The sequence below is a fragment of the Hymenobacter sp. NBH84 genome, assembly GCF_014217645.1.
Taxonomy (GTDB): Bacteria; Bacteroidota; Bacteroidia; order Cytophagales; family Hymenobacteraceae; genus Hymenobacter; species Hymenobacter profundi.
Genome location: NZ_CP043644.1, coordinates 2416962 through 2438913 on the forward strand (window position 1 = coordinate 2416962; position 21952 = coordinate 2438913).

At 59.3% G+C, this 21952-nt stretch carries 24 protein-coding genes; 6 read left to right on the top strand and 18 right to left on the bottom strand.

The genetic code is table 11. The features are described 5' to 3' along the window. The first annotated feature begins 184 nt into the window (after positions 1 to 184). A complete protein-coding gene (locus F1C16_RS10080) occupies positions 185 to 1207 on the top strand; it encodes a PmoA family protein (protein WP_219733326.1) in 1023 nt (340 codons plus the stop codon). Positions 1208 to 1400: 193 nt separating this feature from the next. Then, on the top strand, positions 1401 to 2417 hold the full coding sequence (locus tag F1C16_RS10085; RefSeq protein WP_185280537.1) for a LacI family DNA-binding transcriptional regulator: 1017 nt from the start codon (positions 1401 to 1403) through the stop codon (positions 2415 to 2417). 74 nt (positions 2418 to 2491) lie between these two features. On the opposite strand, the gene F1C16_RS10090 is transcribed toward F1C16_RS10085, so the two are convergent. The 6 genes from F1C16_RS10090 to F1C16_RS10115 form a co-directional block, all read right to left on the bottom strand. Then, positions 2492 to 2881, bottom strand: coding sequence for a hypothetical protein (locus F1C16_RS10090; protein ID WP_185280538.1), 390 nt, complete (start codon positions 2879 to 2881; stop codon positions 2492 to 2494). 178 nt (positions 2882 to 3059) lie between these two features. Beyond that, positions 3060 to 3707, bottom strand: a complete 648-nt coding sequence (locus F1C16_RS10095; RefSeq protein WP_185280539.1) for an OmpH family outer membrane protein — start codon at positions 3705 to 3707, stop codon at positions 3060 to 3062. A 238-nt stretch (positions 3708 to 3945) separates the two neighbouring features. Next, the gene (locus F1C16_RS10100; protein ID WP_258048866.1) at positions 3946 to 4929 is read right to left on the bottom strand and encodes a succinylglutamate desuccinylase/aspartoacylase family protein; all 984 of its coding nucleotides are present in this window, start codon (positions 4927 to 4929) and stop codon (positions 3946 to 3948) included. A 233-nt stretch (positions 4930 to 5162) separates the two neighbouring features. Next, positions 5163 to 6095: a 30S ribosomal protein S6--L-glutamate ligase gene (rimK, locus tag F1C16_RS10105; protein WP_185280540.1), complete on the bottom strand. Its 933-nt coding sequence runs from the start codon at positions 6093 to 6095 to the stop codon at positions 5163 to 5165. 78 nt (positions 6096 to 6173) lie between these two features. Further along, positions 6174 to 6644 (bottom strand): RimK/LysX family protein, encoded by a 471-nt coding sequence (locus F1C16_RS10110; protein ID WP_185280541.1) that lies wholly within the window; start codon positions 6642 to 6644, stop codon positions 6174 to 6176. 175 nt (positions 6645 to 6819) lie between these two features. Then, positions 6820 to 7101, bottom strand: coding sequence for a 2TM domain-containing protein (locus F1C16_RS10115; RefSeq protein ID WP_185280542.1), 282 nt, complete (start codon positions 7099 to 7101; stop codon positions 6820 to 6822). A 156-nt stretch (positions 7102 to 7257) separates the two neighbouring features. Here F1C16_RS10115 and F1C16_RS10120 point away from each other — a divergent pair, with 156 nt between their 5' ends. Together F1C16_RS10120 and F1C16_RS10125 are read left to right on the top strand one after the other, a co-directional pair. Continuing rightward, a complete protein-coding gene (locus F1C16_RS10120) occupies positions 7258 to 7818 on the top strand; it encodes an O-acetyl-ADP-ribose deacetylase (protein WP_185280543.1) in 561 nt (186 codons plus the stop codon). 96 nt (positions 7819 to 7914) lie between these two features. Beyond that, positions 7915 to 8442: a DUF421 domain-containing protein gene (locus F1C16_RS10125; protein WP_185280544.1), complete on the top strand. Its 528-nt coding sequence runs from the start codon at positions 7915 to 7917 to the stop codon at positions 8440 to 8442. Here F1C16_RS10125 and msrB read toward each other — a convergent pair. The 3 genes from msrB to F1C16_RS10140 all read right to left on the bottom strand — a co-directional run bounded on the left by msrB (position 8390) and on the right by F1C16_RS10140 (position 10147). Further along, positions 8390 to 8899 carry a peptide-methionine (R)-S-oxide reductase MsrB gene (msrB, locus tag F1C16_RS10130; protein WP_185280545.1) on the bottom strand — a complete coding sequence of 170 codons (510 nt, stop codon included), beginning with the start codon at positions 8897 to 8899 and terminating at the stop codon, positions 8390 to 8392. The two genes, F1C16_RS10125 and msrB, sit on opposite strands and share 53 nt — an antisense overlap. A 14-nt stretch (positions 8900 to 8913) precedes the next feature. Beyond that, entirely contained in the window at positions 8914 to 9054 is a 141-nt protein-coding gene (locus F1C16_RS10135) for a hypothetical protein (protein ID WP_185280546.1), read from the bottom strand. Positions 9055 to 9157: 103 nt separating this feature from the next. Beyond that, positions 9158 to 10147 (bottom strand): ATP-binding cassette domain-containing protein, encoded by a 990-nt coding sequence (locus F1C16_RS10140; RefSeq protein WP_185280547.1) that lies wholly within the window; start codon positions 10145 to 10147, stop codon positions 9158 to 9160. Positions 10148 to 10388: 241 nt separating this feature from the next. Between F1C16_RS10140 and F1C16_RS10145 the strand changes: the two genes are divergently transcribed. After that, a complete protein-coding gene (locus F1C16_RS10145) occupies positions 10389 to 11093 on the top strand; it encodes an SGNH/GDSL hydrolase family protein (protein WP_185280548.1) in 705 nt (234 codons plus the stop codon). A gap of 2 nt (positions 11094 to 11095) precedes the next feature. Here F1C16_RS10145 and F1C16_RS10150 read toward each other — a convergent pair whose 3' ends face one another. The 8 genes from F1C16_RS10150 to F1C16_RS10185 all read right to left on the bottom strand — a co-directional run bounded on the left by F1C16_RS10150 (position 11096) and on the right by F1C16_RS10185 (position 18286). After that, on the bottom strand, positions 11096 to 11416 hold the full coding sequence (locus F1C16_RS10150) for a DUF3817 domain-containing protein (protein WP_185280549.1): 321 nt from the start codon (positions 11414 to 11416) through the stop codon (positions 11096 to 11098). Positions 11417 to 11428: 12 nt separating this feature from the next. Continuing rightward, on the bottom strand, positions 11429 to 11890 hold the full coding sequence (locus F1C16_RS10155) for a hypothetical protein (protein ID WP_185280550.1): 462 nt from the start codon (positions 11888 to 11890) through the stop codon (positions 11429 to 11431). Between the two features lie 71 nt (positions 11891 to 11961). Beyond that, positions 11962 to 12876 carry an AraC family transcriptional regulator gene (locus tag F1C16_RS10160; RefSeq protein WP_185280551.1) on the bottom strand — a complete coding sequence of 305 codons (915 nt, stop codon included), beginning with the start codon at positions 12874 to 12876 and terminating at the stop codon, positions 11962 to 11964. A 123-nt stretch (positions 12877 to 12999) separates the two neighbouring features. Beyond that, on the bottom strand, positions 13000 to 14325 hold the full coding sequence (locus F1C16_RS10165) for a leucine-rich repeat-containing protein kinase family protein (protein ID WP_185280552.1): 1326 nt from the start codon (positions 14323 to 14325) through the stop codon (positions 13000 to 13002). Between the two features lie 27 nt (positions 14326 to 14352). Next, positions 14353 to 14739, bottom strand: coding sequence for a DUF3037 domain-containing protein (locus F1C16_RS10170; RefSeq protein ID WP_185280553.1), 387 nt, complete (start codon positions 14737 to 14739; stop codon positions 14353 to 14355). Continuing rightward, the gene (locus tag F1C16_RS10175) at positions 14717 to 15517 is read right to left on the bottom strand and encodes a HipA family kinase (RefSeq protein ID WP_185280554.1); all 801 of its coding nucleotides are present in this window, start codon (positions 15515 to 15517) and stop codon (positions 14717 to 14719) included. Before F1C16_RS10175 ends, F1C16_RS10170 begins: the two co-directional genes overlap by 23 nt. Positions 15518 to 15868: 351 nt before the next feature. Next, positions 15869 to 17467: a YdiU family protein gene (locus F1C16_RS10180; RefSeq protein ID WP_185280555.1), complete on the bottom strand. Its 1599-nt coding sequence runs from the start codon at positions 17465 to 17467 to the stop codon at positions 15869 to 15871. A 159-nt stretch (positions 17468 to 17626) separates the two neighbouring features. Continuing rightward, positions 17627 to 18286: an MBL fold metallo-hydrolase gene (locus F1C16_RS10185; RefSeq protein ID WP_185280556.1), complete on the bottom strand. Its 660-nt coding sequence runs from the start codon at positions 18284 to 18286 to the stop codon at positions 17627 to 17629. 182 nt (positions 18287 to 18468) lie between these two features. Between F1C16_RS10185 and F1C16_RS10190 the strand changes: the two genes are divergently transcribed. Then, positions 18469 to 20661 (top strand): ATP-binding protein, encoded by a 2193-nt coding sequence (locus tag F1C16_RS10190; protein WP_185280557.1) that lies wholly within the window; start codon positions 18469 to 18471, stop codon positions 20659 to 20661. A gap of 155 nt (positions 20662 to 20816) precedes the next feature. Here F1C16_RS10190 and F1C16_RS10195 read toward each other — a convergent pair whose 3' ends face one another. After that, complete coding sequence (locus F1C16_RS10195; RefSeq protein WP_185280558.1) at positions 20817 to 21881, bottom strand: putative zinc-binding metallopeptidase; 1065 nt, start codon at positions 21879 to 21881, stop codon at positions 20817 to 20819. Positions 21882 to 21952: the final 71 nt, after the last annotated feature.

Consider the following 21952-nt stretch of genomic DNA (forward strand, 5'->3'; position numbering starts at 1 on the left):
CCCGGCGTCCCAGGGCTGAAGCCCTGGGCTACGGAGTGGCTTTCTGTACTGCCGCGCTGATTAGCCCAGGGCTTCAGCCCTGGGACGCCGGGGCCGCAAAGCGGCTTGTGCTTCTCTGCTCTCTTTTAATTGCGTACCTAAATCAGCTTTTATGAGGACAGGCCTCACCTTATTACTACTTTGCTTGAGTGGCCTCGGTGCACACGCGCAAGCCCAACAGCAGCCCGTGCGGTTGGCCCGAAGCAGCAACGCCCAGAAGGTGGATGTATTTGTGGGTAAGCAGCTGTTTACCAGCTTTCTCTACCCCGACACACTGGAGAAGCCCGTGCTCTACCCCCTGCATGCGGCCAACGGCACGGTGGTTACCCGCGGCTTTCCCGTTTCGCCCCAGCCCGGCGACCCTACCGACCACCCGCACCACCTGGGTCTGTGGTTCAACTTTGAAAACGTGAACGGCCTGGATTTCTGGAACAATTCCTACGCTATTCCGGCCGAAAAGAAAGCCGGTTACGGCTGGATTCGGACGGATAAGATTCTGGAAACCACCAACGGCTCTACCGGCACCCTCGCCTACCACGCCAACTGGACCAACCAACAACGCGACGTGCTATTAGAGGAAACCACCCGCCTGGAGTTCAGCGGCACGGCCCAGCAGCGCATCATCGACCGCTACACCACGCTGAAAGCGAATACCACCGTCACCTTCACCGATGCCAAAGATGGCATGCTGGGCCTGCGGCTGGCCCACGCCCTGCAAATTCCAGAGACGAAAGACCAGAAGTTCACCGACGACAAAGGCAACGTGACCGTGGTGAAGGGCGGCACCGACAAAGTAGCCAACGGCAACTACCTCACCAGCACCGGCAAGCGCGGCAACGACGCCTGGAGCACCCGCGCCGCCTGGTGCATGGCCTACGGCAAAATGGGCAACGATTCCGTCAGCGTCGCCATCATCGACCACCCGGCCAACCCCAACTACCCTACCTTCTGGCACGCCCGAGGTTACGGCTTGTTTGCTGCCAACCCGCTGGGGGAAAAGGCTTTCACGAATGGAAAATCGGCTAAAAACTTACAGCTCAAAAAGGGTGAGTCGGTGAGTTTCCGCTACCGCGTTGTCATCAACAACGGGGCTAAAGTGTTGGCTTCAGCGCAATTAGACGAGGTAGCTACCAGCTTTGCCAAGAAGCGCGTGGCGATGCGTAAATAACCTAGGATACAAAGCTGCCGCGTAGAAGCATCTTTCTTGTATGCTCCCTACCCTTTCCATCACTTGTTACGTCAACGGCCTACCCAATTGGGTAGGCCGTTGACGTAGAGAGGTTCTTACTAAGCAGATTAGCCCTTATCCTTCCCCATAATCCAGTTTCGGGGAGAGATGTGAATAATGGCTATTTTTCGGGATGAATCCCGTTAATCTTAAACAGCTTGCTCAGGAATTAAATCTGTCCGTCTCAACAGTTTCGCGGGCGCTGAGCGACAGCTACGAGATAAGCGCGACCACCAAAGCCAAGGTACAGCAGCTGGCCCGACAGCTCGGGTACGAGCCCAACCCCTACGCTAGTAGCCTGCGCCGTCAGAAAAGCAAAACCATTGGCGTGGTAATTCCGGAAGTGGCCAATAACTTCTTTTCTCTGGCTATCAATGGCATTGAGGAAGTAGCCCGCGAGAATAACTACCACGTGCTCATCTACCTCACGCACGATGATGCCCAGCAGGAAGCCACCATTGTGCAGCATTTCGCGAGCGGCCGGGTAGATGGCATTCTGGCCTCTTTGGCAGGCGAAACGCAGGATTTCTCCCACTTCAGCAAATTGCAAGAGCGTCATATCCCAATGGTGTTTTTCGACCGAGTATGCGAGGAGTTTGCTACCGCTAAAATCACGACCGACGACTACCGCAGCGGCTACCAGGCCACCCAGCACCTGCTGGATACGGGCTGCCGCCACATCGCCCACTTGCTTATTTCCGACCACTTATCCATCGGGCAGAAGCGGCTGCAAGGCTACCTCGACGCCCTACAGGCCCACGGCCTCACGCCCGACCCGGCCCTGCTCTTGCGCGGCACCTCCAACAAAGACCGTAACCAAACCCTGATTCAGGAATTGCTACAGCAAAACTCGGCTATCGACGGTATCTTTGCTTCCGTAGAAACGCTGGCCATGAGCAGCTACCTGGCATGCCGGCACCTAGGCCGCCGCATTCCGGAAGACGTGAAGATCATCAGCTTTTCCAACCTGGAAATTGCCGATCTGCTCGACCCGCCCCTCACCACCATTGCCCAGCCGGCCTACGAAATGGGTAGGGAAGCAGCACGTATCCTGTTCAAATCCATTCTCAAGAACCGCCCCATTCTTCCTACTCAAAGTCAGGAGCTGAAGTCAACTCTGATACAACGCAAATCGACGGCAACCACATAACTACGTGACTACGCAACACGAAAAAGCCCCGGGCAACATCAGTTGCCCGGGGCTTTTTACTGCTTATCGGGTGCTTAGCGTACCCGGCCACGGCTGCCGCCTTGCACGCTACCTTGGCTGCGGCCCTGCATGCTATTGCTGCGAGGCGAGGCCTGGGGAGCACGGCGGTACGTGGTATTGGGTCGCACCTGGCTGCGGCTGCCCCGTACTACCCCACGTGGCGCCCGGCGCGGCGCAGGCGTTACGATTACCGTACGGTTGCGGTAGTAGGGTCGTGCGTAAGGGCGGTAGCCGTAGGCCCGGCCGTAGTATGGGTAGGCGCGACCGTAGTAAGGACCGGCACCGTAGTACGGGCCTACATCGCCGTAGCCATAACCAACACCGGCTGAGGTGGTGCAGCCGCTAAGCAAAGTACCAGCGGCGAACAGGAAAAGTAAAACGGGTATTTTCAGGAATTTTTTCATGGTATAATAGTGCAGCTCGTCAGGGACTTACCGCGTTTAAGTTGATAGTATACTTATTAGACGCCTGCCACCGCCAAAGGTTTAATCAGCCCTTACGAATAGTCCCTAAAACATCCTGACGACCACAAAAAAAGCCCGGCTATCTGCCGGGCTTTCGGGGTCTTGCTTGAAGCAAGAATTACTTTTTGGCGCTGTACTCGTCGTTGAGGTACTTCAGCACGGGCGCGGTAATGTCCAGCTCCTTGCGGGCGTAGGCAATGGCCCCACCAGGCGAGGAAATCAGGATCATGCGGTAGCCGTGCTCCTTGCCGTATTTCTCAATTTGCTTATCCACGCGGTCGAGCACGGTTTTGGTCATCTTGGCTTCTTCCTGGGCCGCCTGTTGCTGCAACTGCTGCTGCTTCTGACCTGCCTGGGCTTCCTGCTGTTGCAGGCTCTGCTCGGTGGCGGCGCGCTGCTCGTTGGTGAGCGTCTGGGCGGTTTGCTGATACTTCTGCACGGCTGCCTGGAAGTTGCGCACCAGGGCATCGTTTTGGGCCTGCCAGCCTTTGGCCTTGCCTTCGAAGTTCTTGCGGGCTACCTGCATTCCCTTGTAGCCTTCCAGCAGCTTGTTCGACTCTACGTAGGCCACTTTGTTGGTATCAGCACTAGCCACGGTGGCTACCTCGTCTACGGCCACATCAGCAGTAGAATCAGCCGCCATGGTCACCTTGGGGGTAGCGGCTACCGGGGCAGCAGCGGGGCGGGAGGAGAAGTGCAGGTAAAACAGAACGGCGACGGCCAGAACCAAAACGGCGTTGACAATGAGTTGAGTGGACTTATTCATTCGCAGAAAAAGGAGAATAGGTAGATCAGCCCGTTACGGGCGGAACAAAGAAACAGAAAAACCGCGGGTTATTTTAGCTGTGAGTTGGTAGTTGGTAATTGTCAGTCGCAGAAGACTGTCATCCTGAGCTTGCGAAGAACCTTCTGCCCGTTGAACGACCATCGTAACAACGACTCGTTCAACGGGCAGAAGGTTCTTCGCAAGCTCAGGATGACAGATGTTAACAACTAAACATCATTCACACAGCCGGGGCGGGGGCACCTGCGTCCTCGGTGGGACCGGGTGCTGGCTCCGTCAGGCCGATGTGCAGGAGCGCGTCGCCCTGGTTGACTACGGGCATATGGTTGAGCCCTACCACGTAGCCGCTCACCGGCGACTCCAAGCGCACGGCCATTTCGCCGTAGGGGTCGGTGATGATGCCGTAGACCTGGCCTTGCTCGATGTAGTCGCCCTTGCGCACCTGGCTGCGGAATAGGCCCGCAAAGCGTGCCCGCAGCCAGCGTCCGCGCCAGCATACAATGCTAGGCTGGATGGCTGGCGTGGCCTCTGCTACCATGCCCAGGTGGTGCAGCACACGGTAGGTACCGGCCACAGCCAGTTCAATTCCCGCCTCATCGAAGCGCAGCGACTCGCCGGTCTCATACACAATAATGGATTTGCCTAATCCAAACGCCGCTTCGCGCAGGGAACCGCGGCGCAGCTTGGCGTGCAGTGTGAAGGGAGCCGCAAACGTGCGGGCCAGCGTGGCGCTGGGCTCGTGGTCGAGCAGGCAGCGCACTTGCGGGTGGTTGCTGCGAGAGGCGCCACCAGTATGAAAATCAATACCGTAGTCGACCAGCGGCATGATTTCGCGCATGAAGCGGTGCGCTACCCGGCTGGCCAATGAGCCGCGTGGGTTGCCGGGAAACGAACGGTTTACGTCCTTGCCATCGGGCACTTCGCGCGAGAAGTTCAGGAAGCCGTAGATGTTGAGCAGCGGAATGGCAATGATGGTGCCCCGCAAAGGCCACAGCAAATCCTGCTGAATCAGGCGCCGGACGGTTTCCACGCCGTTCACTTCGTCGCCGTGCATACCAGCCATCAGCAATACCGTCGGCCCCGGCTCCTGCGACCGGAACACGTGCACCGGCACGTCGATGATGGTGCCCGAGGGTAGGCGGGAGATAACCAGGCGAGTCATCACCCGCTCGCCGGGTTGGATAGTGAGGCCGTTTAGCTGCAAGTAATTGAAATGATGCGTGGTACCTAGTTGTTGTATGACTGGAAGCAGGCTAGAGCTAAAAAGCTAGTTCCCCTCCTTTTCAAGGAGGGGTGCCCGCAGGGCGGGGTGGTTCGGCTAGAGCTAGAAAACTAGAAGCTAGTATCGTTCTGACGGTTTTACCACCCCGCCCTGCGGGCACCCCTCCTTGAAAAAGGAGGGGAACCAGCTTTTTAAATTCTAGCCTTCGCTACCCCCTACCCTTCGTCGGTTTCGGTGGCTTTGCGCTTTTTGGTGGTTTCGGCCCTCTTGCGCTTTTTCACCAGGTCTTCGGTGTAGGCAATGATTTTGCCGGCGATGTCGAGGCCGGTGGCTTTTTCGATGCCTTCCAAACCGGGCGAGGAGTTGACTTCCAGCACCAGTGGGCCGCGCTTGCTTTGCAGCATATCCACGCCCGCAATGCCCAGGCCCAGCGCTTTGGCAGCGGCCAGAGCAGCGGCCTTTTCGGCCCGGCTCAGCTTCACCAGCTTGCCGGTGCCGCCGCGGTGCAGGTTCGAGCGGAATTCGCCTTCCTTGCCTTGGCGCTTCATAGCGCCTACTACCTCGCCGTTCACCACAAAGGCGCGCAGGTCGGCGCCCTTGCTCTCAGCAATAAACTCCTGCACAATGATGCGCGCTTTCAGGTTGTGAAACGCCTCAATCACCGACTGCGCCGCCTTGGCCGACTCGGCCAGTACTACGCCCAGACCTTGCGTGCCTTCCAACAGCTTGATAATGACGGGGGCACCGCCCACGTGCTCAATCATGGTAGGCACGTCGGCGGAAAAGTTGGTGAAGGCCGTTTTGGGCATTCCTACCCCCGCCCGGCTCAGGATTTGCACCGAGCGCAGCTTGTCGCGCGAGCGCACAATGGCCTGGCTGCTCACGGCGGTAGCCACTTTCATCATCTCGAATTGCCGCACTACGGCCGTGCCGTAGAACGTGACAGAAGCTCCGATACGCGGAATAATGGCCTGAATATCATGCAGTCGCTCGCCCTTGTAAATAATACCCGGCGTCCCCTTTTCCAGTACCAGATTGCACTGCAAATGGTCTAGCACCAGCACCTCGTGGCCACGCTGCTGGGCGGCCTCTACCAAACGCTGGGTAGAGTATAGTTTCGGCTCGCGCGATAGAATCGCTAACTTCATTGATGACACAGAGGATGGGGCAGTCGACGGGTGGTTGTAAAAAGCGAATGGGGCGGGTGTGCGAATTCAGCTAATGTATCAGGAGGGGTTTTGCGTTGCAGCCGCTTTGTAGGAAACGTTGCGCCGGCCTACGTCCACTACAAAGCGCCCCTGCCGCAGCAGCGCACGGCCAATGAGAACAGGATACTTCATATCGGAACGGTCGGAAAGCGAAAATTCGGTGGCAAAATCCTCCCCGAACAGGCGGATTACCATGGCTACCACGTAACGCTCCTGCACATCGCCATTCGAGCTTCGGATGTCGCGCCGCGAGAACGTGGTAAATTCTAGCGGCCGGCCGTCAAAGTTAAGGTGCGACGGATCAAGAAGCAGCACGCGCAGCACAATTTGCCCATCGGCGCGGCGCTCCTCGTGGATGTCGGAGCAGTGGATGGCGCCCGTGTAGGCGCCGGTATCTACCTTGGCCTCTATGCCTTGCAGCCCAAACGCCGGAAAATCGACCAGCTCCCGCCGCCCTATAACCCGCTTCGGAATTCGCATCTTTTTCATTGAAGCGAAGGTAAGGGGTGGAAGGGGAAGTTGTGAGATTATGAAGTAAAAAGGCGTCTGTCATCCTGAGCGGAGCGAAGGACCTTCTCACGGCTAAACGAGTCGTCGGTACGCCCGTCGTTTACACGTAAAAAGGTCCTTCGCTGTGCTCAGGATGACAGACGCACTTTTTACTTCATAATTCCTTCTGTTGCCGTAGTAGCCGCTCGTATTTACGCTCCACTAGCCGGTCTCTACCCCACAAGCCATACACGCCTACCCCCTGCGCTACCAGTCCAATACCCCAGAAGAAGGTAGCCCACAGCGGCCACGGAATAGGATAGGAGCCGCGCCCTGTGAGGGCCCAGATGGTCCAGAGCAGGGAATTCACCCAGAAATAGGTAAACAGACTGGCCTTGAAACGGGCGCGGGCTTTGGCCTGGCGCCATAGTTGGGGGTCGCGGTTAATGGGTTCCATAGTAAAGAGGATAACGTGGTGAAACAGTGCATGAAAAGTAGCCGATTGCCTACCCGAGCACAATTCTTTCCTACCGAACCAGCAACTTTTTGGGCCGAACCGTCTTACAACAGGGATGAATGGCGCTGCCATCCTACCCTACTTACGCTTCCTGCTATGGCTATTACTGCTTCTAACTGGCGCCCCGACGCCCAAACCTTCGGCCGCATCCTGCTCTACCAGGGCGACATCACGCGGGTGGATACCGACGCCATTGTGAATGCCGCCAACTCTTCCCTGCTGGGTGGGGGCGGCGTAGATGGAGCCATCCATCGGGCCGGCGGGCCGGCCATTCTGGAGGAGTGCCGCCAGATTAGGGCGCGGCAGGGTGGCTGCCCTACCGGCGAAGCCGTACTTACAACGGGTGGCGCGCTGCCGGCCAGCTACGTGATTCACACGGTAGGGCCGGTGTGGAATGGCGGTACTAAGGGTGAAGCCGAGCTATTGGCCAATTGCTACCGCAACAGTCTGCGCCTAGCGGCCGAGAACCAGCTTACCAGCGTGGCGTTTCCGGGCATCAGCACCGGCATCTACGGTTACCCTAAGGCCGATGCGGCCCGCATTGCCGTGCGCGAGGTGCAGACCTTCCTGAAAGAAAATGAGCTGCCGGCTACCGTGGTATTTGTGGCCTACGACGAAGAGGCGCGCTGGGTGTACGAGCAGGAATTGCTGAAGTAGAGACGGCCTGACACTACCCTACTCTTCTTGAAGCACAGGCACAGCCGCTGGCCCGCACCGCACGTATGGGGTAGGTAAACTTCAACCCAACGCACCATGTTTGACCAAGTAGACTGGCATGCCATCTTTGTGCCCAACACACCTTTGCTCGAAATTGTCGTGCGGGGTACGCTTATCTACCTAGGGCTGTTTTTGTTGCTGCGCGTGGTGCTGAAGCGCGAGTCCGGCACGCTGGGTATCACCGACATGCTGTTTGTGGTGATGATTGCCGACGCCTCCCAGAATGGCATGGCCGGCGAGTACCGCTCCGTTACGGAAGGCATTCTCCTAGTGGGCGTTATTATTCTTTGGAGCTATTGCTTGAACTGGCTGGGTTTTCATTACCCTGTCTTTCAGCGACTGATAAAGCCCGACAAGCTTCTGCTGATTCGAAACGGGCAAATGCAAAAAGACAACATGCGCAAGGAGCTGATAACCCGCAGCGAGCTAATGAGCGAACTGCGCACCAACGGCTTGACAGACATATCCAGCATCAAAGAAGCCTACATGGAGCCTTCAGGGCGTATCAGCATCATTCGCTTTGAGGAGGAACAGAATCCACCCCCAGAGAAACCGCTGACTTAGCATCTTCCTGCTCCGGCGCCACGAGCCGCAGGCTGGCCGAGTTGATGCAGTAGCGCAGCCCGCCGGGCGCGGGGCCATCTGCAAACACATGGCCCAGGTGCCCCTGGCACACGTTGCAGCGCACCTCTACCCGCTGCATGTGGTGGCTGTGGTCGAAGCGGTACCAGATGGCATTTTTGTGGGCGGGCTGGGTGAAGCTGGGCCAACCCGAAATAGCGTGGTACTTGGTGGCAGCGCTGAACAGCAGACTATCGCACCCGGCGCACACATAATCACCCGGCTCGTAGGCTCGGCAGTAGGCGTTGCGGTAGGGCGGCTCGGTGGCCTGCTCCCGCAGCACCCGAAACTGCTCGGGTGGCAGCAACTGCGCCCACTCCGCCGCTGATTTTTCTACCCGGCGGGGCGGCTCGGGGTTGCCGTACCGGGCAAAGGTGACCACATCAAGCCAGCGCAGCATAAGCTCGGCGGTGGCTATTTGTCAAAAAACAGGTTGTAGACAATCCAGACCAAGGCGAGGACCGCCATGGCGTACCAGCCCCATTTGCTGTAGTTGTCGGGTTCCTGGGGGGCACCGCCGGTGCGGCGCCGCATCTTTAGTCCGGGAAGGTTCATGCGTGATACGAGAATAAGCGGGAAGGAAACTGTCCATCTTCATACGTAGGTGCCCCAGCAGATAGTTCGATTTGCCGGGGTAGGCGCAGTGCGGCGCTATCAACTACAGAAACCACATCTGCAGGCCAGGGTAAAAAACCGCTACCGCATCGCCCGGCGCAGCGGGGGGCGTGCTACTTTTGGCCGTGAAGCGGCTGCCTAGCAACTCCAATTCCGTTTCGTAGTAGCTACCGAAAAACCGTACGGCCTGCACGGTGGCCACGGTAGCTCCTTCGATAGCCGCGGTGGTCAGCTCCACCTGTTCGGGGCGTAGCAGTAGCTGTTTGCCTTTCGGTAGGCGGCGGCCGGCGGCTTTGGTGAGGGCGCGGGCTGCCGGGCCAGTCAGTAGGTGATAGTCGCCGAACAGGGAGGCGGTGTATTCGTCGGTGGGTTGCTGGTAGACGTGCACGGGTGGGCCTTGCTGCACCAGCTGCCCTGCTCGCAGCACCAGCAGCTCATCGGCCCAAGAAAGCGTGTCCAAGGGGTCGTGCGAGACGAGGGTGCAGGTGATGCTTAGTTGCTCGCCCAGGTCGCGTACTACGTCCTTCAGAATCTGCTTGTGCACGCGGTCGAGGTTGGAGTAGGGCTCGTCGAGGAGGAGTAGGCGCGGCGCGGCCAGCAGCAGACGGGCCAGAGCAATGCGCTGCCGCTCGCCGCCGGAGAGGTGGTCGGTGCGGCGCTGCATGAGGTGGTTGATGCGGCAAACTTCGTACAGATCGGCCGCGGCGTTGCCCCGGAGCTTGTTGGCGTAGCGCAGCACCTGCTCTACCCGCAAAAACTGCGGCAGCTCGAACTGCTGCGAGAGGTAGGCAATGCCGGCCTGGCCGGGAATCAACTTTTCAGCCGGACCACGCACCCGGCTACCCTCAAATAGCACGGTGCCCGCGGAGGGCTGCACCAGCCCGGCAATGGTTTGCAGCAGCGTGCTTTTGCCAGAGCCCGTTTCGCCGGCCACGGCCAGCTTCTGGAAGCGTTGTTGCGTGAAGCTAATGTCTTGCAACGCGAGGTTGCCCTGCTCCTCCAGCCGGATGTCTGATACAGTCAGTAAGCTCATTTGTAGTTATTCTGCCGGCCCAGTGTTGCGCCCCTGGGCTATGGAGTGGTTTGCGAGTTAGGTGCTTTTCGGGCCGAAGTACTCACTTATACCGGACTTCGGCACAGGTTAGGTGCCGCTGACTCTTATTCGCGTTGTGGGGCAAGCGCTGGTGCGAAGTGCAGGCAACGGTAGTCGCGTGCGGCACGTCCTTTACACATTTGCTACCTTCAGGCCTCATCCTACTCTTTTCCCTCCCCTCATGAAAACCCTACCCTTGCTTGCGCTGGCGTTTAGCCTACTCACTACGCCCCTGCTCGCGCAGCAAAACCCTGACTGGGCCAACCTGAAACGCTACGCGCCCGCCAACCAGCAGCTAAAAGCCCCCAACACTGGCACGCCCCGCGTGGTGCTGATGGGCAACTCCATCACCGACGCCTGGCCCCGCACCGACTCAGCCTTTTTTGCCGGCCGGCCCTACGAATACGTTGGGCGCGGCATTGGTGGACAGACCTCCCCACAAATGCTGTTGCGCTTCCGGCAGGATGTGCTAAATCTGCGCCCCACTGTGGTAGCTATTCTCGCAGGTGCCAACGACGTGGCCGAAAACACTGGGCCCTACGACCAACAGGCCACCCTAAACAACATCAAGTCGATGGCGGAACTGGCGCAGGCCAACGGGGTACGGGTGATTTTGTGCTCGGTGCTACCCGCCTATGATTTTCCGTGGCGCAAAGGCCTCACGCCCGCTCCTAAGATCATTGCTCTGAATGAGCAAATCAAAGCCTACGCCCAGCAGCACAACTTCGTGTACCTCGACTACCACATGGCTCTTGCCGACGAGCGCCAGGGCCTGCCTGCTAAATATGCCAACGACGGCGTGCACCCTACCCTGGCCGGCTACCGCGTGATGGAACCGCTGCTGAACCAGGCCGTGGCTAAGGCGCTAAAGCAAAAAAGCAAATAGCGCTACTCTGGACTGTGCTGTGGCAGCGTGGCCAGAATGGTTCGGTCGATATAAAACGTGCCGAACGGAATGACACAGGCCAGCAGTACTTTCCAGGTAGTCTCGCTGAACTTCCAGCGGTACTCCACCCCTACGCGCAAGGTGTTCAACACAAAGAGCAGAAACAACAGGCCGTGTATGGGGCCCAGCGTGCGCACCAGCGCCGGGTTGTTGTAGAGATGCTTGAGCGGTACGGCCACGCCTACCAACACGAGCAGCGAAATACCCTCTAACAGGCCCAACAAGCGCAACCGGCCCACAGGGCTTTTCAATGAAATACTCATGTGCAGAAAAACTTAAAAGCGGAAATAGGGCCGGCTCGCCAGGGGCGAGAAAGGCCATGGAATAGCCAGAAAAAGCAGTAGCAGCGCCGCCGTAAACCACAGCGCCATGGTGCGGAACTTCGCTGGGCTGGTAGGGCGACGCTTAGCCAACGACGAGCCAATGGTCAGGACCACAATAGCTACCGTCATCAGCACCACGTGCAGCAGCCCGAAGAACAAGGGTTGCTGCTCGTAGGTAGCATCGTGGCGGTGGGCCAGAAACTGACTGACCGTTGGGCTTTGAAAATAGAGCACGTAGCCCAGCATCAGCTGCACGTGGGCTATTGTTGCTGTGGTATGGCGGATTGTATTATCGAGCGGCGTGAAAGCGTGCTGCCCCGGCCACCCTCGGTACGACCGGTACAGGCCCAGCCCCAAACTCAGCAGCACCACCCAGCGAAACCAGGAGTGCAGCGTTAGAAAAAACAAGTACATCTTCTTGCATTGCGTACGACCGCAAAGGTCGGCGCCAGGGTGCCCACAGAGTAGGACAAACCACGCCGAAACTAGGACGTTGCCATCCTTTTGCGAAAGCCCAGCGGCGTTACGCCCTCGTGCTTTCTGAATAAGCGGCTGAAATACGAAGGATCGGCTACGCCTACCTCCTGCGCTATCTCGCTGATGGTTAGCTGGCTTTGATACAGCAGTACCTTGGCCTCCAGCACAATGGTCTGCTCAATCCAGCGAGCGGGCGACTTTCCCGTGGTTGTTCGCACTGCTTTGGCCAAGTGATTGGGCGTCACGTGCAGGCGCTCGGCGTACTCCCCTACCTGGTGCAGCTCGCGTAACGAAGTAGCCAGCAATTGCTTGAAGCAGTTGGTGAGCTGGGTAGCCGCCGTGGGGGTACCTGGTGAGCTAGCCGCGTAGGCACGGTTCAGCTCACTGAGCAGGGCCAGCAGGTAGGCCCGCAGCACATCGGGATATGTTAGCCGATGTTCTTGATATTCAACCAGCAACCGGTGCAGCAACTGACGCACGAAACCAGCTGTAGCAGTATCGAGCGACAGATAGGGCTTACCCCAGAATTGCAGAAACTCGTAGGTTACCCCTACTCCGCTGGCAGCGGTGCCCAGTAGAAAATCGGGGTGGAAGTGGCAGAGAAAGCCGGTGTTTATATCACCTGGGGCAAAGGAAAAAACCTGCCCCGCCCGCACAATCAACAGCTCACCTGCCTGGATAGTGTAAGAATCGGTGCCGACACGCATCGTGGCCGTACCAGAGGTGAGAAACAAACAGGAATGCGCTATGGCCCGCGTGGGCGGCACAGCCCGTGGAATGTGCTGGTACATCTGCTCCACTGGCACCACAAAAAATGCTTCCGAGCCGGTCGTCAGCAGGTATTCCAGAGGCGGATTGTGCGGCATGTGCCGCCGCAAAAATTCAGGAGAATCGGAGGTAGGAATAGGTGCTGGCTGTGCCATAGTAATGGGCTACCTGCGCGGTGATTCAGCAAATAGTAAATCCATCTTGCTTTAATACCTTCAGCAGAATGCCTTTAATAAGCATTTTATCAAAAATCCAGCAAGCTACCATTGGTCAGCGGACTATACCTGTAAACCAGCCAGCACCTGCTCTATCTCCACGAACAACGGCCGGGCCGAAACCTCTGGCTGTACGCAGCGCTGCTGCAAGATTGTGAGGGCTTCTACCGTCGCCGCCGTTTCGGCCGTGGCCTCGGCGTGGGTTAGTAGTTCTTCCAGCAGGCAGCCGAAGGCCCGTACCTCCAGCCGTTGCAAGGCAGGCGCCATGGCCGTACCCAAATTGAAGAAACAAGCCGCGCCGAAGTCGCCTAGCAGGCATTCGCCAGCAGTGGTATTCAGGATGTTGTGCGCGTACAGGTCGCCATGCAGGATGCCCTGGGCGTGCAAGTGGGCGGTGGCCGAGGCGATGCCGTGAGCTAGGCGCAGGGCGGCGGGTAGGCTGAACGTGGTGCCGGGGGCGTACACGTCGCGGGTGCAGGAAGCGAGGCTGGGCGGGCCAGCTAGGTTACCAAACGCGGGGTCAATCAGCTCCAGCACCAGCCCCTCGACCTGGGCGGGGTGGTGGCTGATCTTGCCTTCCACGGCAATCAGATTGGGATGCCGGCCGGCGCTGATGCACGCCGACATTTCGCTGTGCGGCAACCCGTCGCTGGTGACGGCGCCTTTGAACAGCTTTACGGCCACTGGCTGCGCTGCGCCCAACTCTTGTTGCCACTCGCCGCGGTAGATCACACCCGACGCACCCTCGCCCAGCTGTTGCTGTATGGTCAGCGCCTGCCACTCAATGCTGCGGATGGGGTGTTGGGCCACCACGCGGGCTTCTATCTCGTCACAGAAGGGGTTGCCGGCGTAGGCCAGCCAGCTCAGTCGGGGTAGCCTCAGCAGCCACGTGGGTAAGGCTGAGAAGCGGTTGGCGGCAATGCGCAACAGCTCTAGGTTGGTGCAAGCGGCCATGGTTTCGGGTAGCTCGGCGAGCTGGTTACCGGCCAGCATCAACTTTTGCAGCTCCCGGCAATTGCCCAGTTCTGGTGGCACGGCGGCCAGTTGGTTGTCCGTCAAGATCAGCCAGCGCAGCCGGGGCGGCAGGGCAGCGGCGGGCAATGTCTGAATCTGATTGGCTTTGAAGCCAATCATGCTCAGGTGGGGCAGTTGGCCCAGCACCTCCGGCACGGCGGTAAACAGGTTGTCGGAGCAAAAAAGCACGCGCAGCTTGTGCAGGCGCCCCAAGTCATGGGGTAGGGAAGACAGCTGGTTGCCGGAAAGATTCAGTATTTCCAGCGAGTCAGCCAGGTCGAAGATTTCGCGGGGAAACTCGGTGAGGCCACAGGAGAGGTCGAGGCGCTGGATGCCGGCAAGCTGGCCGGTGCGGAGTTGGTCGAGGGTGTGCATGGATAGGGAACTGGAAAGAAAGCACTGTCAAGCTACCAGTTCCCCAAACAATCGATCCAGCGTCGCATTGGGGTCGGTGCAGAGGCCGGGGTGCACGGCGGAGGTTTGCACGATGGTGCTGCGCATGGCCGTGAGCCAGCGGAAGCGCGAGGCCACCGGCAGCTGCCCAATGGGGCCACCCGCGCGGCGGCCGGCGCAGATACGCTCGAAGGCGTGCAGCCGGGCGTGCAGGTCGGCCAAGTCAAGACTCGGGCCGGCGAAGGCTTGCAGGCGCGTTTCGGGTACGGTGAAGCGCACTTGCAGGAAGCCTTGGGAGGCGCAATACAGGATAACGCCCACGTTCAGAAACTCTTCGCGCTCCACGCGGGGCACCACGCGCAGCACGGCGTACTCAAATAAGTGCTTGTCGGGCATGGTTGGCTTCCTGCACAAAGGTTTCGGATGCGGCCAGACGGGCAGTCAGGAACCGGACGTAATTCTCGCGCTGCTCGGCGGGCGGGGCGGTGGTGGAGGCATCAGCTAGGAGCCACTCTTCGGGCACCAGGTCTACGACCTGGCGGATGCGCTCGGGTGTGAGGCGGGCGCGGTACTCGGCATCCACGGCGGCTAGCTCGCTGGCCTGGGGTAGGAGCACGTGGTCTTTCACCTGTGCAAAGGTGCGCTGGCGGCCAGGCTGCGCCCAGTCGGGGCCGGTGTGGTGCACGTAGAGGGCCGCGCCGTGGTCGATCAGCCACAGTTCCTGGTGCCACATCAGCATATTGGTGTTGCGGGCGGTGCGGTCCACGTTCAGCGTGAGGGCATCCAGCCACACGATTTGCGAGGCCAAGTGCGGCGCTACTTGGTTCACCAGGGGGTCGAAGGTGACAGCGCCGGATAGGTAGTGCAGGCCTAGGTTCTGGCCCGTACTGAAGCGCAGCAGGTCCTGGATTTCCTCGTCGGGCTCAGTGCGGCCAAAGGCCTCATCAAGCTGGCAAAACACCAGCTCGGGCACGCGCAGGCCCAGGGTGCGGGCCAACTCGCCTACGATCAATTCAGCAATCAGGGCCTTTAGCCCCTGCCCCGCGCCCCGAAACTTAAGCACGTACAGGAAGCCGTCGTCGGCCTCTACCAGCGCGGGTAGGGAGCCGCCCTCGCGCAGCGGCGTCACGTAGCGCGTCACCTCCACGGTGCGCAGTTCGAGTTTGCTTTCCATTATGGGTGCATAGTTCGGGATTTATTGGGCAATGCCCGCAGGCGCAGGGCTTTTTGCTGGGCTACGGGCGCACCGATGGCGCGGGGCTTTGCCCCGTGTCAATTATTGGCAGGCCTCTGGCCTGCGTCGTTAGAACGACTTACCTGAACATCTCCAACGGCGCGAACTACTAGCAGGCCAGAGGCCTGCCAATAATCGGCACGGGGCACAGTCCTGCGCCATCATTTACTGCTGTTTGATGGTGCAGCCGGCCGCCCAAAATCGTTCAACGACGAGACGCAAGTATGCGTCTCTACACCGCTCTGGCAACCCGCAAGCAGGATATAGCATGAGACTGCTACCCTCCTACCCTCACGAACTGCACGAGAGCGTGGCGCTGCCGGGCTTGGTGCTGGCCCACTCGGGGCGCTTGGCGGCCAGGGCCTCGTGCTCGGGGTGTTCATCGTAGGGCGTGCGCAGGACGTGCTGCAAGGTGTTCAGCAACGACAGGTCGCCGGTTTCGGCGGCTTCGATGGCTTGCTGGGCGAGGTAGTTGCGCAGGACGTACTTGGGGTTGGCTTGCAGCATTTGCTCGCGGATGGCGGCGGGTGTTGCCGTTTCCTGGCGTAGGCGCGTCAGGTACTGACCTAGCCATTGTTGTAGCGGCTCGTGGGCGGGGCTACCGGGGGCGGTGTAGGTGGCAGCTTCCAGCAAATCCTGCACGGCTTGTTCCTCTGCGGCGCTGTTTTCCAAAAGCATGGGGGCTACGTACGAGAGTCCACGAAAAAACAACGTCATATCGGCCTCGGCGACGGTTAGGGCGTCGGGTAGGGCCGACAAGAGCTCTAAGTCGGTAGGCTGGGGCGTGAGACCGAGCTTGCGGAACAGCAGGGTGCGGTAGGTTTTGGTGAACGTGCCGGCGTAGCTATTGAGCGCCGGCGTTAGGTCATCGGCGCTGCCTACCAGGGGCACCAGGGCCTGGGCCAGCATCATCAGGTTCCAGAGGGCCACGCGGGGCTGCTGCCCGAAGGCATAACGACGTTGCCCGAAATCGGTGGTGTTGGGGGTCCAGTCGGGGTCGTAGGGTTCCAGCCAGCCGTAGGGGCCATAGTCGATGGTGAGGCCCAGAATAGACATGTTGTCAGTGTTCATCACGCCGTGCACGAAGCCCACGGTTTGCCAGTGCGCCACCATCACGGCCGTGCGCCGGCATATTTCCGCGAACCAGCTCAGGTACACTTCAGGCGAGGGCGCGCCTAGCTCGGGGTAGTGGTGCCGAATCACGTGGTCGGCCAACTCCCGCAGGTTGTCGATTTCGCCGGTGGCCGTGAGCAGCTGGAAGCTCCCGAACCGCACAAACGACGGCGCCACCCGCGCCACAATGGCGCCCGGCTCGGGCAGCGGGTTGCCCGAGTAGAACATGTCGCGCACCACCTCGTCGCCGGTACCTACCAGGCTGAGCGCCCGCGTAGTAGGCACACCCAGGTGGTACATGGCTTCGCTGCACAGAAACTCCCGCACCGAGGAACGCAGCACGGCCCGACCATCGGCGCGGCGCGAGTAGGGCGTGGGGCCGGCCCCTTTCAATTGCACTTCCCAACTGGTACCGTCTAGGGCCATCAGCTCGCCCAGGGAAATGGCGCGACCGTCGCCGAGCTGCCCGGCCCAGCTGCCAAACTGGTGCCCACCGTAGCGCGCGGCCACCGGTTGCATGCTGGGCGTAACCAAGTTGCCGGCTAGTGCTTCCACGGCAGGGCCACGCTCAGTCGGGCGCGTCAGACCCAGAAAATCAGCCAATTCATCGGACCAGGCCAGCAGGTGCGGGTCGTGCACGGGGGTAGGCGCCACGTGCGAGAAGTGGTAGCCGGGCACCTGGCGCGGGCCCAGGTCGCCGGCTGTATCGCCGCGCAGCTCCTCGGCAAAAGAGTTGCGAAACGAAGCCTGATCGACGGAAACAGTGGAATAAGACATATAGAAAGAGGCGCGAACCAGTTAGGAGGTGTTATCAGTGACCTGTCAGGTTTCGACAAACGGACGCCAGATGACGCGCAACAGGCTATAGGTACTGAAACACCTTCAACACCCAGCCGGCACGCAGGTTTCCAACGGCGCCCAATATTCCTTGAAAAATTACACCGTAACCGACTGTCCTGGCTGGCTCAGTCGGTGAAACTGAATGCCTTGCTCCGCAAAATGCGGCTCGTAGGTGTCGTAGCGCTGCTCCACAAAAAAGTCTTTCGCGTAGCCGTCGTGCACGGGTAGGATTTGCTGCGGCTCTAGCTGCCGGGCAAACTCAGCTACCCGTAGCTCGGTGAGGAAGGGCGCCATCACGGGCAAGATCAGCAGCTCTACCCGCTTGAACTTTTGCAGAATAGGAGAGAAAGAATCGGCGGGGTTCAGCACTTTGCCGTTGATGAAAAAGGCCAGCATCTGAGGCAACTCGCTGTCCAGAATAGGCTCGTGGGGCACACTCACGGCTTCCAGCTGAAAGGCGCCTACCTGCAAAGAACCGTCCTCCACCACTTGCACCTTCAAGCCGTAGGGCTTCAACTGATCGGCTACTTCCGGCGTCGATAGCACCGCGGCACCGCTTAGGCGCACGATTTCCTGGAGCGCTTTTACGTCGAGGTGGTCGGGGTGTTGGTGGGTGATGACGACGGTAGACACATTCTTAAACGTATCGGGCGTTACTGCCCCGTCGGCAAACGTGAACGTGCCAGGGTCAAAGAGCAACTGCTCGCCGTCTTGCTCCAACAGCAAACAGGAGTGGATGTATTTCGTGATTTTCATAGCGTAGGATGTAGATAAGGAGTGGCGAGATGCCTCACCACTAGACTTTTTATAAAGTCTTGGATCGACCAACGCGCCGGATTTGCGTTATTTTGCTTGTTCAATAGCTGGCAGCACCTCTACTTTCTACCCAGTCGTATCCTCTTTGGTTGTCCGCTGCTATCGATTCTTATTTGCTTGTTATGCCGACACCCGACTCCGCTGCCTTCTCTACTGCCAACCTGCAGCCGACCTTCTCTGCCGACGACTTGCTGGTGGGCCTGCTGGAAGTTTCGCATACCTGCATTCTGCTGTTGAAGCCAGTGTGGGCCGAAAATGCTACCCTTGTTGACTTCGAGTTTGTGCTGCTCAATACCATGGCGCAGCAGATGCTCCAGCTCCCGGCGCAGCCCACGGGCACGCAGCTAGGCCTCTACCCACAGAGTCGCCTCAATGGCGTGTTCGACTTTTACTGCCGCACCTTTCTCACACAGCAGCCCGGAAAGCATCACCTTGATTATCAAATTAATACTACTACTCCCTTCTACCTCTCGGCCCGCCGGGCCGGCGAGGGACTACTGGTGAGCTTTAGCAATAGCGTAACCTATAGCAGCACCAGCATTGAGGAAGCGCTGCGTGCAAGCCAGGCCCGCGAGCGGGCCGCCCTGGCCGATGCTGAAACCCAGCGCAGCCACTTGGAGCGGCTGTTTATGGAAGCCCCAGCCATGATTACCATTTTGGAGGGCCCCAACCATATTTTCAAACTGGTGAACCCCTTATACCAGCAACTGGTAGGACCGCGTGCCCTACTGGGCAAGCCCATTGCCCATGCCATGCCGGAGTTGCAGGGGCAGCCGATCTTTGATCTGCTCGACAAAGTGTACCAGACCGGTGAGCCGTTTCACGCCACTGAGATGCTGGTGCAGCTCGACCACGGCAACTCCGGCACGCTGGGGCACAACTACTACAACTTCATCTACCAGCCCACGCACAACCACAAGGGCGATATTGATGGTATTCAGGTATTTGCCTACGAGGTAACGGCGCAGGTAGTGGCCCGCCTCCGCATAGAAGCCAGCGAGCAGCAGCAACGCGTTCTAAACGAAGAACTGGCGGCCGCCAACGAAGAATTGCAGGCCGCCAATGAGGAAATCAGATCCAATAACGACGCACTATTCAGCGCGCAGCTGGCATTGCGCCGCCTCAACCAGGAGCTGGAAAGCCGGGTGCAGCACCGCACCCGCGAGCTACAGGCGGCCCAGGCCGAGGCCGAGCGGCAGCGCGCCCGTCTGGAGCGGCTGTTTATGCAGGCCCCCGGAGCTATCTGTATCCTGAATGGCCCCGAGCTGGTATACGAGCTGGTAAACCCGGCCTATCAGCGGTTTTTTCCGGGGCGCCGCCTGTTGGGCCTACCCATTTCGGAGGCCATTCCGGAGTTAACCCAGCAGTCTGTTTGGCAAATCTTGCAGCGCGTGTATCAGACGGGGGAGCCGTATGAAGGAAATGAATGGCTGATTCGGGCGGCGCGCACGGATGATGGGCCAATGGAAGATATCTATTTCAACTTCGTGTATCAGGCGCGTCACGGAGCCGACGGGACAATTGATGGCATTATGACATTTGCCTACGAGGTAACCGAACAGGTGGTAGCCCGCAACCAAATTGACGAGGCTAACCGCGAGTTGAGCACCACCAACCAGCAACTCACCCGCATCAACCAAGACCTCGACAACTTTGTATACACGGCCTCGCACGACCTCAAGCAGCCGGTTAATAACATGGCGGGCATCTTTGAGGAGCTGAAGCGCACGGCCACCTTCCACGACCCCGACGCGCCGCTGCTACTGGGTATGTTTGAGAGTGCCCTCACCCAGATTCATAGTACTGTGGGAGGCTTGGCCGAAATTGTGCAGGTAGAGCGCTACCACGGCCAGCTCTTCACCGACACGGTGCAGCTGCTACCGCTCACGCAGGCCATTATCCAGAGCATGCACCACCAGGTAGCTGCCTCCGGCGCCGTGTTTGCCCTTGAGTTCGACGAGGTACCTACCCTCGATTTTGCCCAACTCAGCCTGCAAAGCATCCTCTATAACCTGCTCAGCAACGCCCTGAAATATGCCCACCCCGACCGGCCGCCCCTCATTCGGGTAGCGACGGAACGTACGCCGGAAGGCATGCCCATATTGGTGGTGCAAGACAACGGCCTGGGCATGGACCTGGCCCGCTACGGCGCCGACCTGTTCCAGATGTTCCGCCGCTTCCACGACCACGTGCACGGCACCGGCGTGGGCCTCTACCTGGTGAACCGACTGGTAGAACAAGCCGGCGGCCGCATTGTAGTGGAAAGCACAGTAGGCGAGGGCACTACGTTCCGGGTGTATCTGGCAGGGAAATGAATTGTGAAGGTGTGAATGCAAAACGGCTGTCATCCTGAGCGCAGCGAAGGACCTTCTCACGATAGAACAACAGGCGTAACAACGACTCGTTCCAGCGTGAGAAGGTCCTTCGCTGCGCTCAGGATGACAGAACGAAAACTCACAATTTCACCATTTCACAACCTCACCATTTTATGAATAAAGCTCAGCTTCTCCGCCACTTCCGGTACAATCACAAACGGGTAGGGGTCGTGCTGACCCATGCTACGGTTGAGACTATTCATGGCGAACGTGAGGGGTAGCCACTGGCGCAGAATTTCGTCGAAATCCTGTAGCTGGTAGGGGTCTTGGATGGTGGCGCGCAGGTTGGCTTCGGTTTCGGCCTCTTGCGGGTTGATGCGCAGGCCGAAAGCGTGGGCGGTTTGCAGCGTGTCGGTGATGTGCAGGTAGTGCGCCCAGGTTTCGGCCCAATCCTCCCAGGGGTGCATAGTGGCGTAGGAGCTGATGTAGTGCTGGGGCCAGTCGGCGGGGGCGCCTTGGTCGTAGTGGCGTTGCAGGGCCTCGCCGTAGTCTTGGCGCTCGTCGCCGAACAGGCGGCGATACTCGGGCAGGTAGGGCGAGTCGGCCAAGAGCCGGTCCCAGTAGTAGTGCCCTACCTCGTGGCGGAAGTGGCCCAGCATGGTGCGGTACAGCTCCCCCATCGACTGCCGGGCCATTTCGCGCTCCACGTCGTCGGCCTCAGCTATATTTAAGGTGATGAGCCCGTTGGCGTGGCCGGTCATTACTTTTTCGCCCTGCTGGCCGTCGGGGTTTTCGTCGGCTTTAAAGTCGAATTGCAGACCGGTTTCTGGCTCTACTCGCTTACTGACCACGGGCAGGCCCAGGCGCAGCAACGTGTACACCAGGCGGTGCTTGGCTGTTTCAATGGTACGCCAGCGCGTGAGGTACTCGGGCTTGCTGAGGTTGGGAATGGTGTGGTTTAGGTCGCAGGCCTGGCAGAACGTGTTGTCGCTGGTGGTGGGCACCAGCCAGTTGCACACGTCGTGGGCGTGGTTGGCGCAGTAGCGGTAGGTGCCGTGGGCAGGCTGGTCGTACAGCTCGAAGATGCCGGGCTGCTGCTCTACCAGCGGAAATAGCTGAAGCTGAGCCGCATCGAAACCTAGCACGTAGCCGCACTTTTCGCAGCGGTTGTTTTCGAAGTAGAGCAGGTGCCCGCAGTGGGTGCAGTGGAAGAGGCGCATAGGAGGGTAGGCGGCTAAGGGCTAGTTGGTTGCAAGTACCAGCCGGGTAGCGTGGCCTATCAAACGGAGAA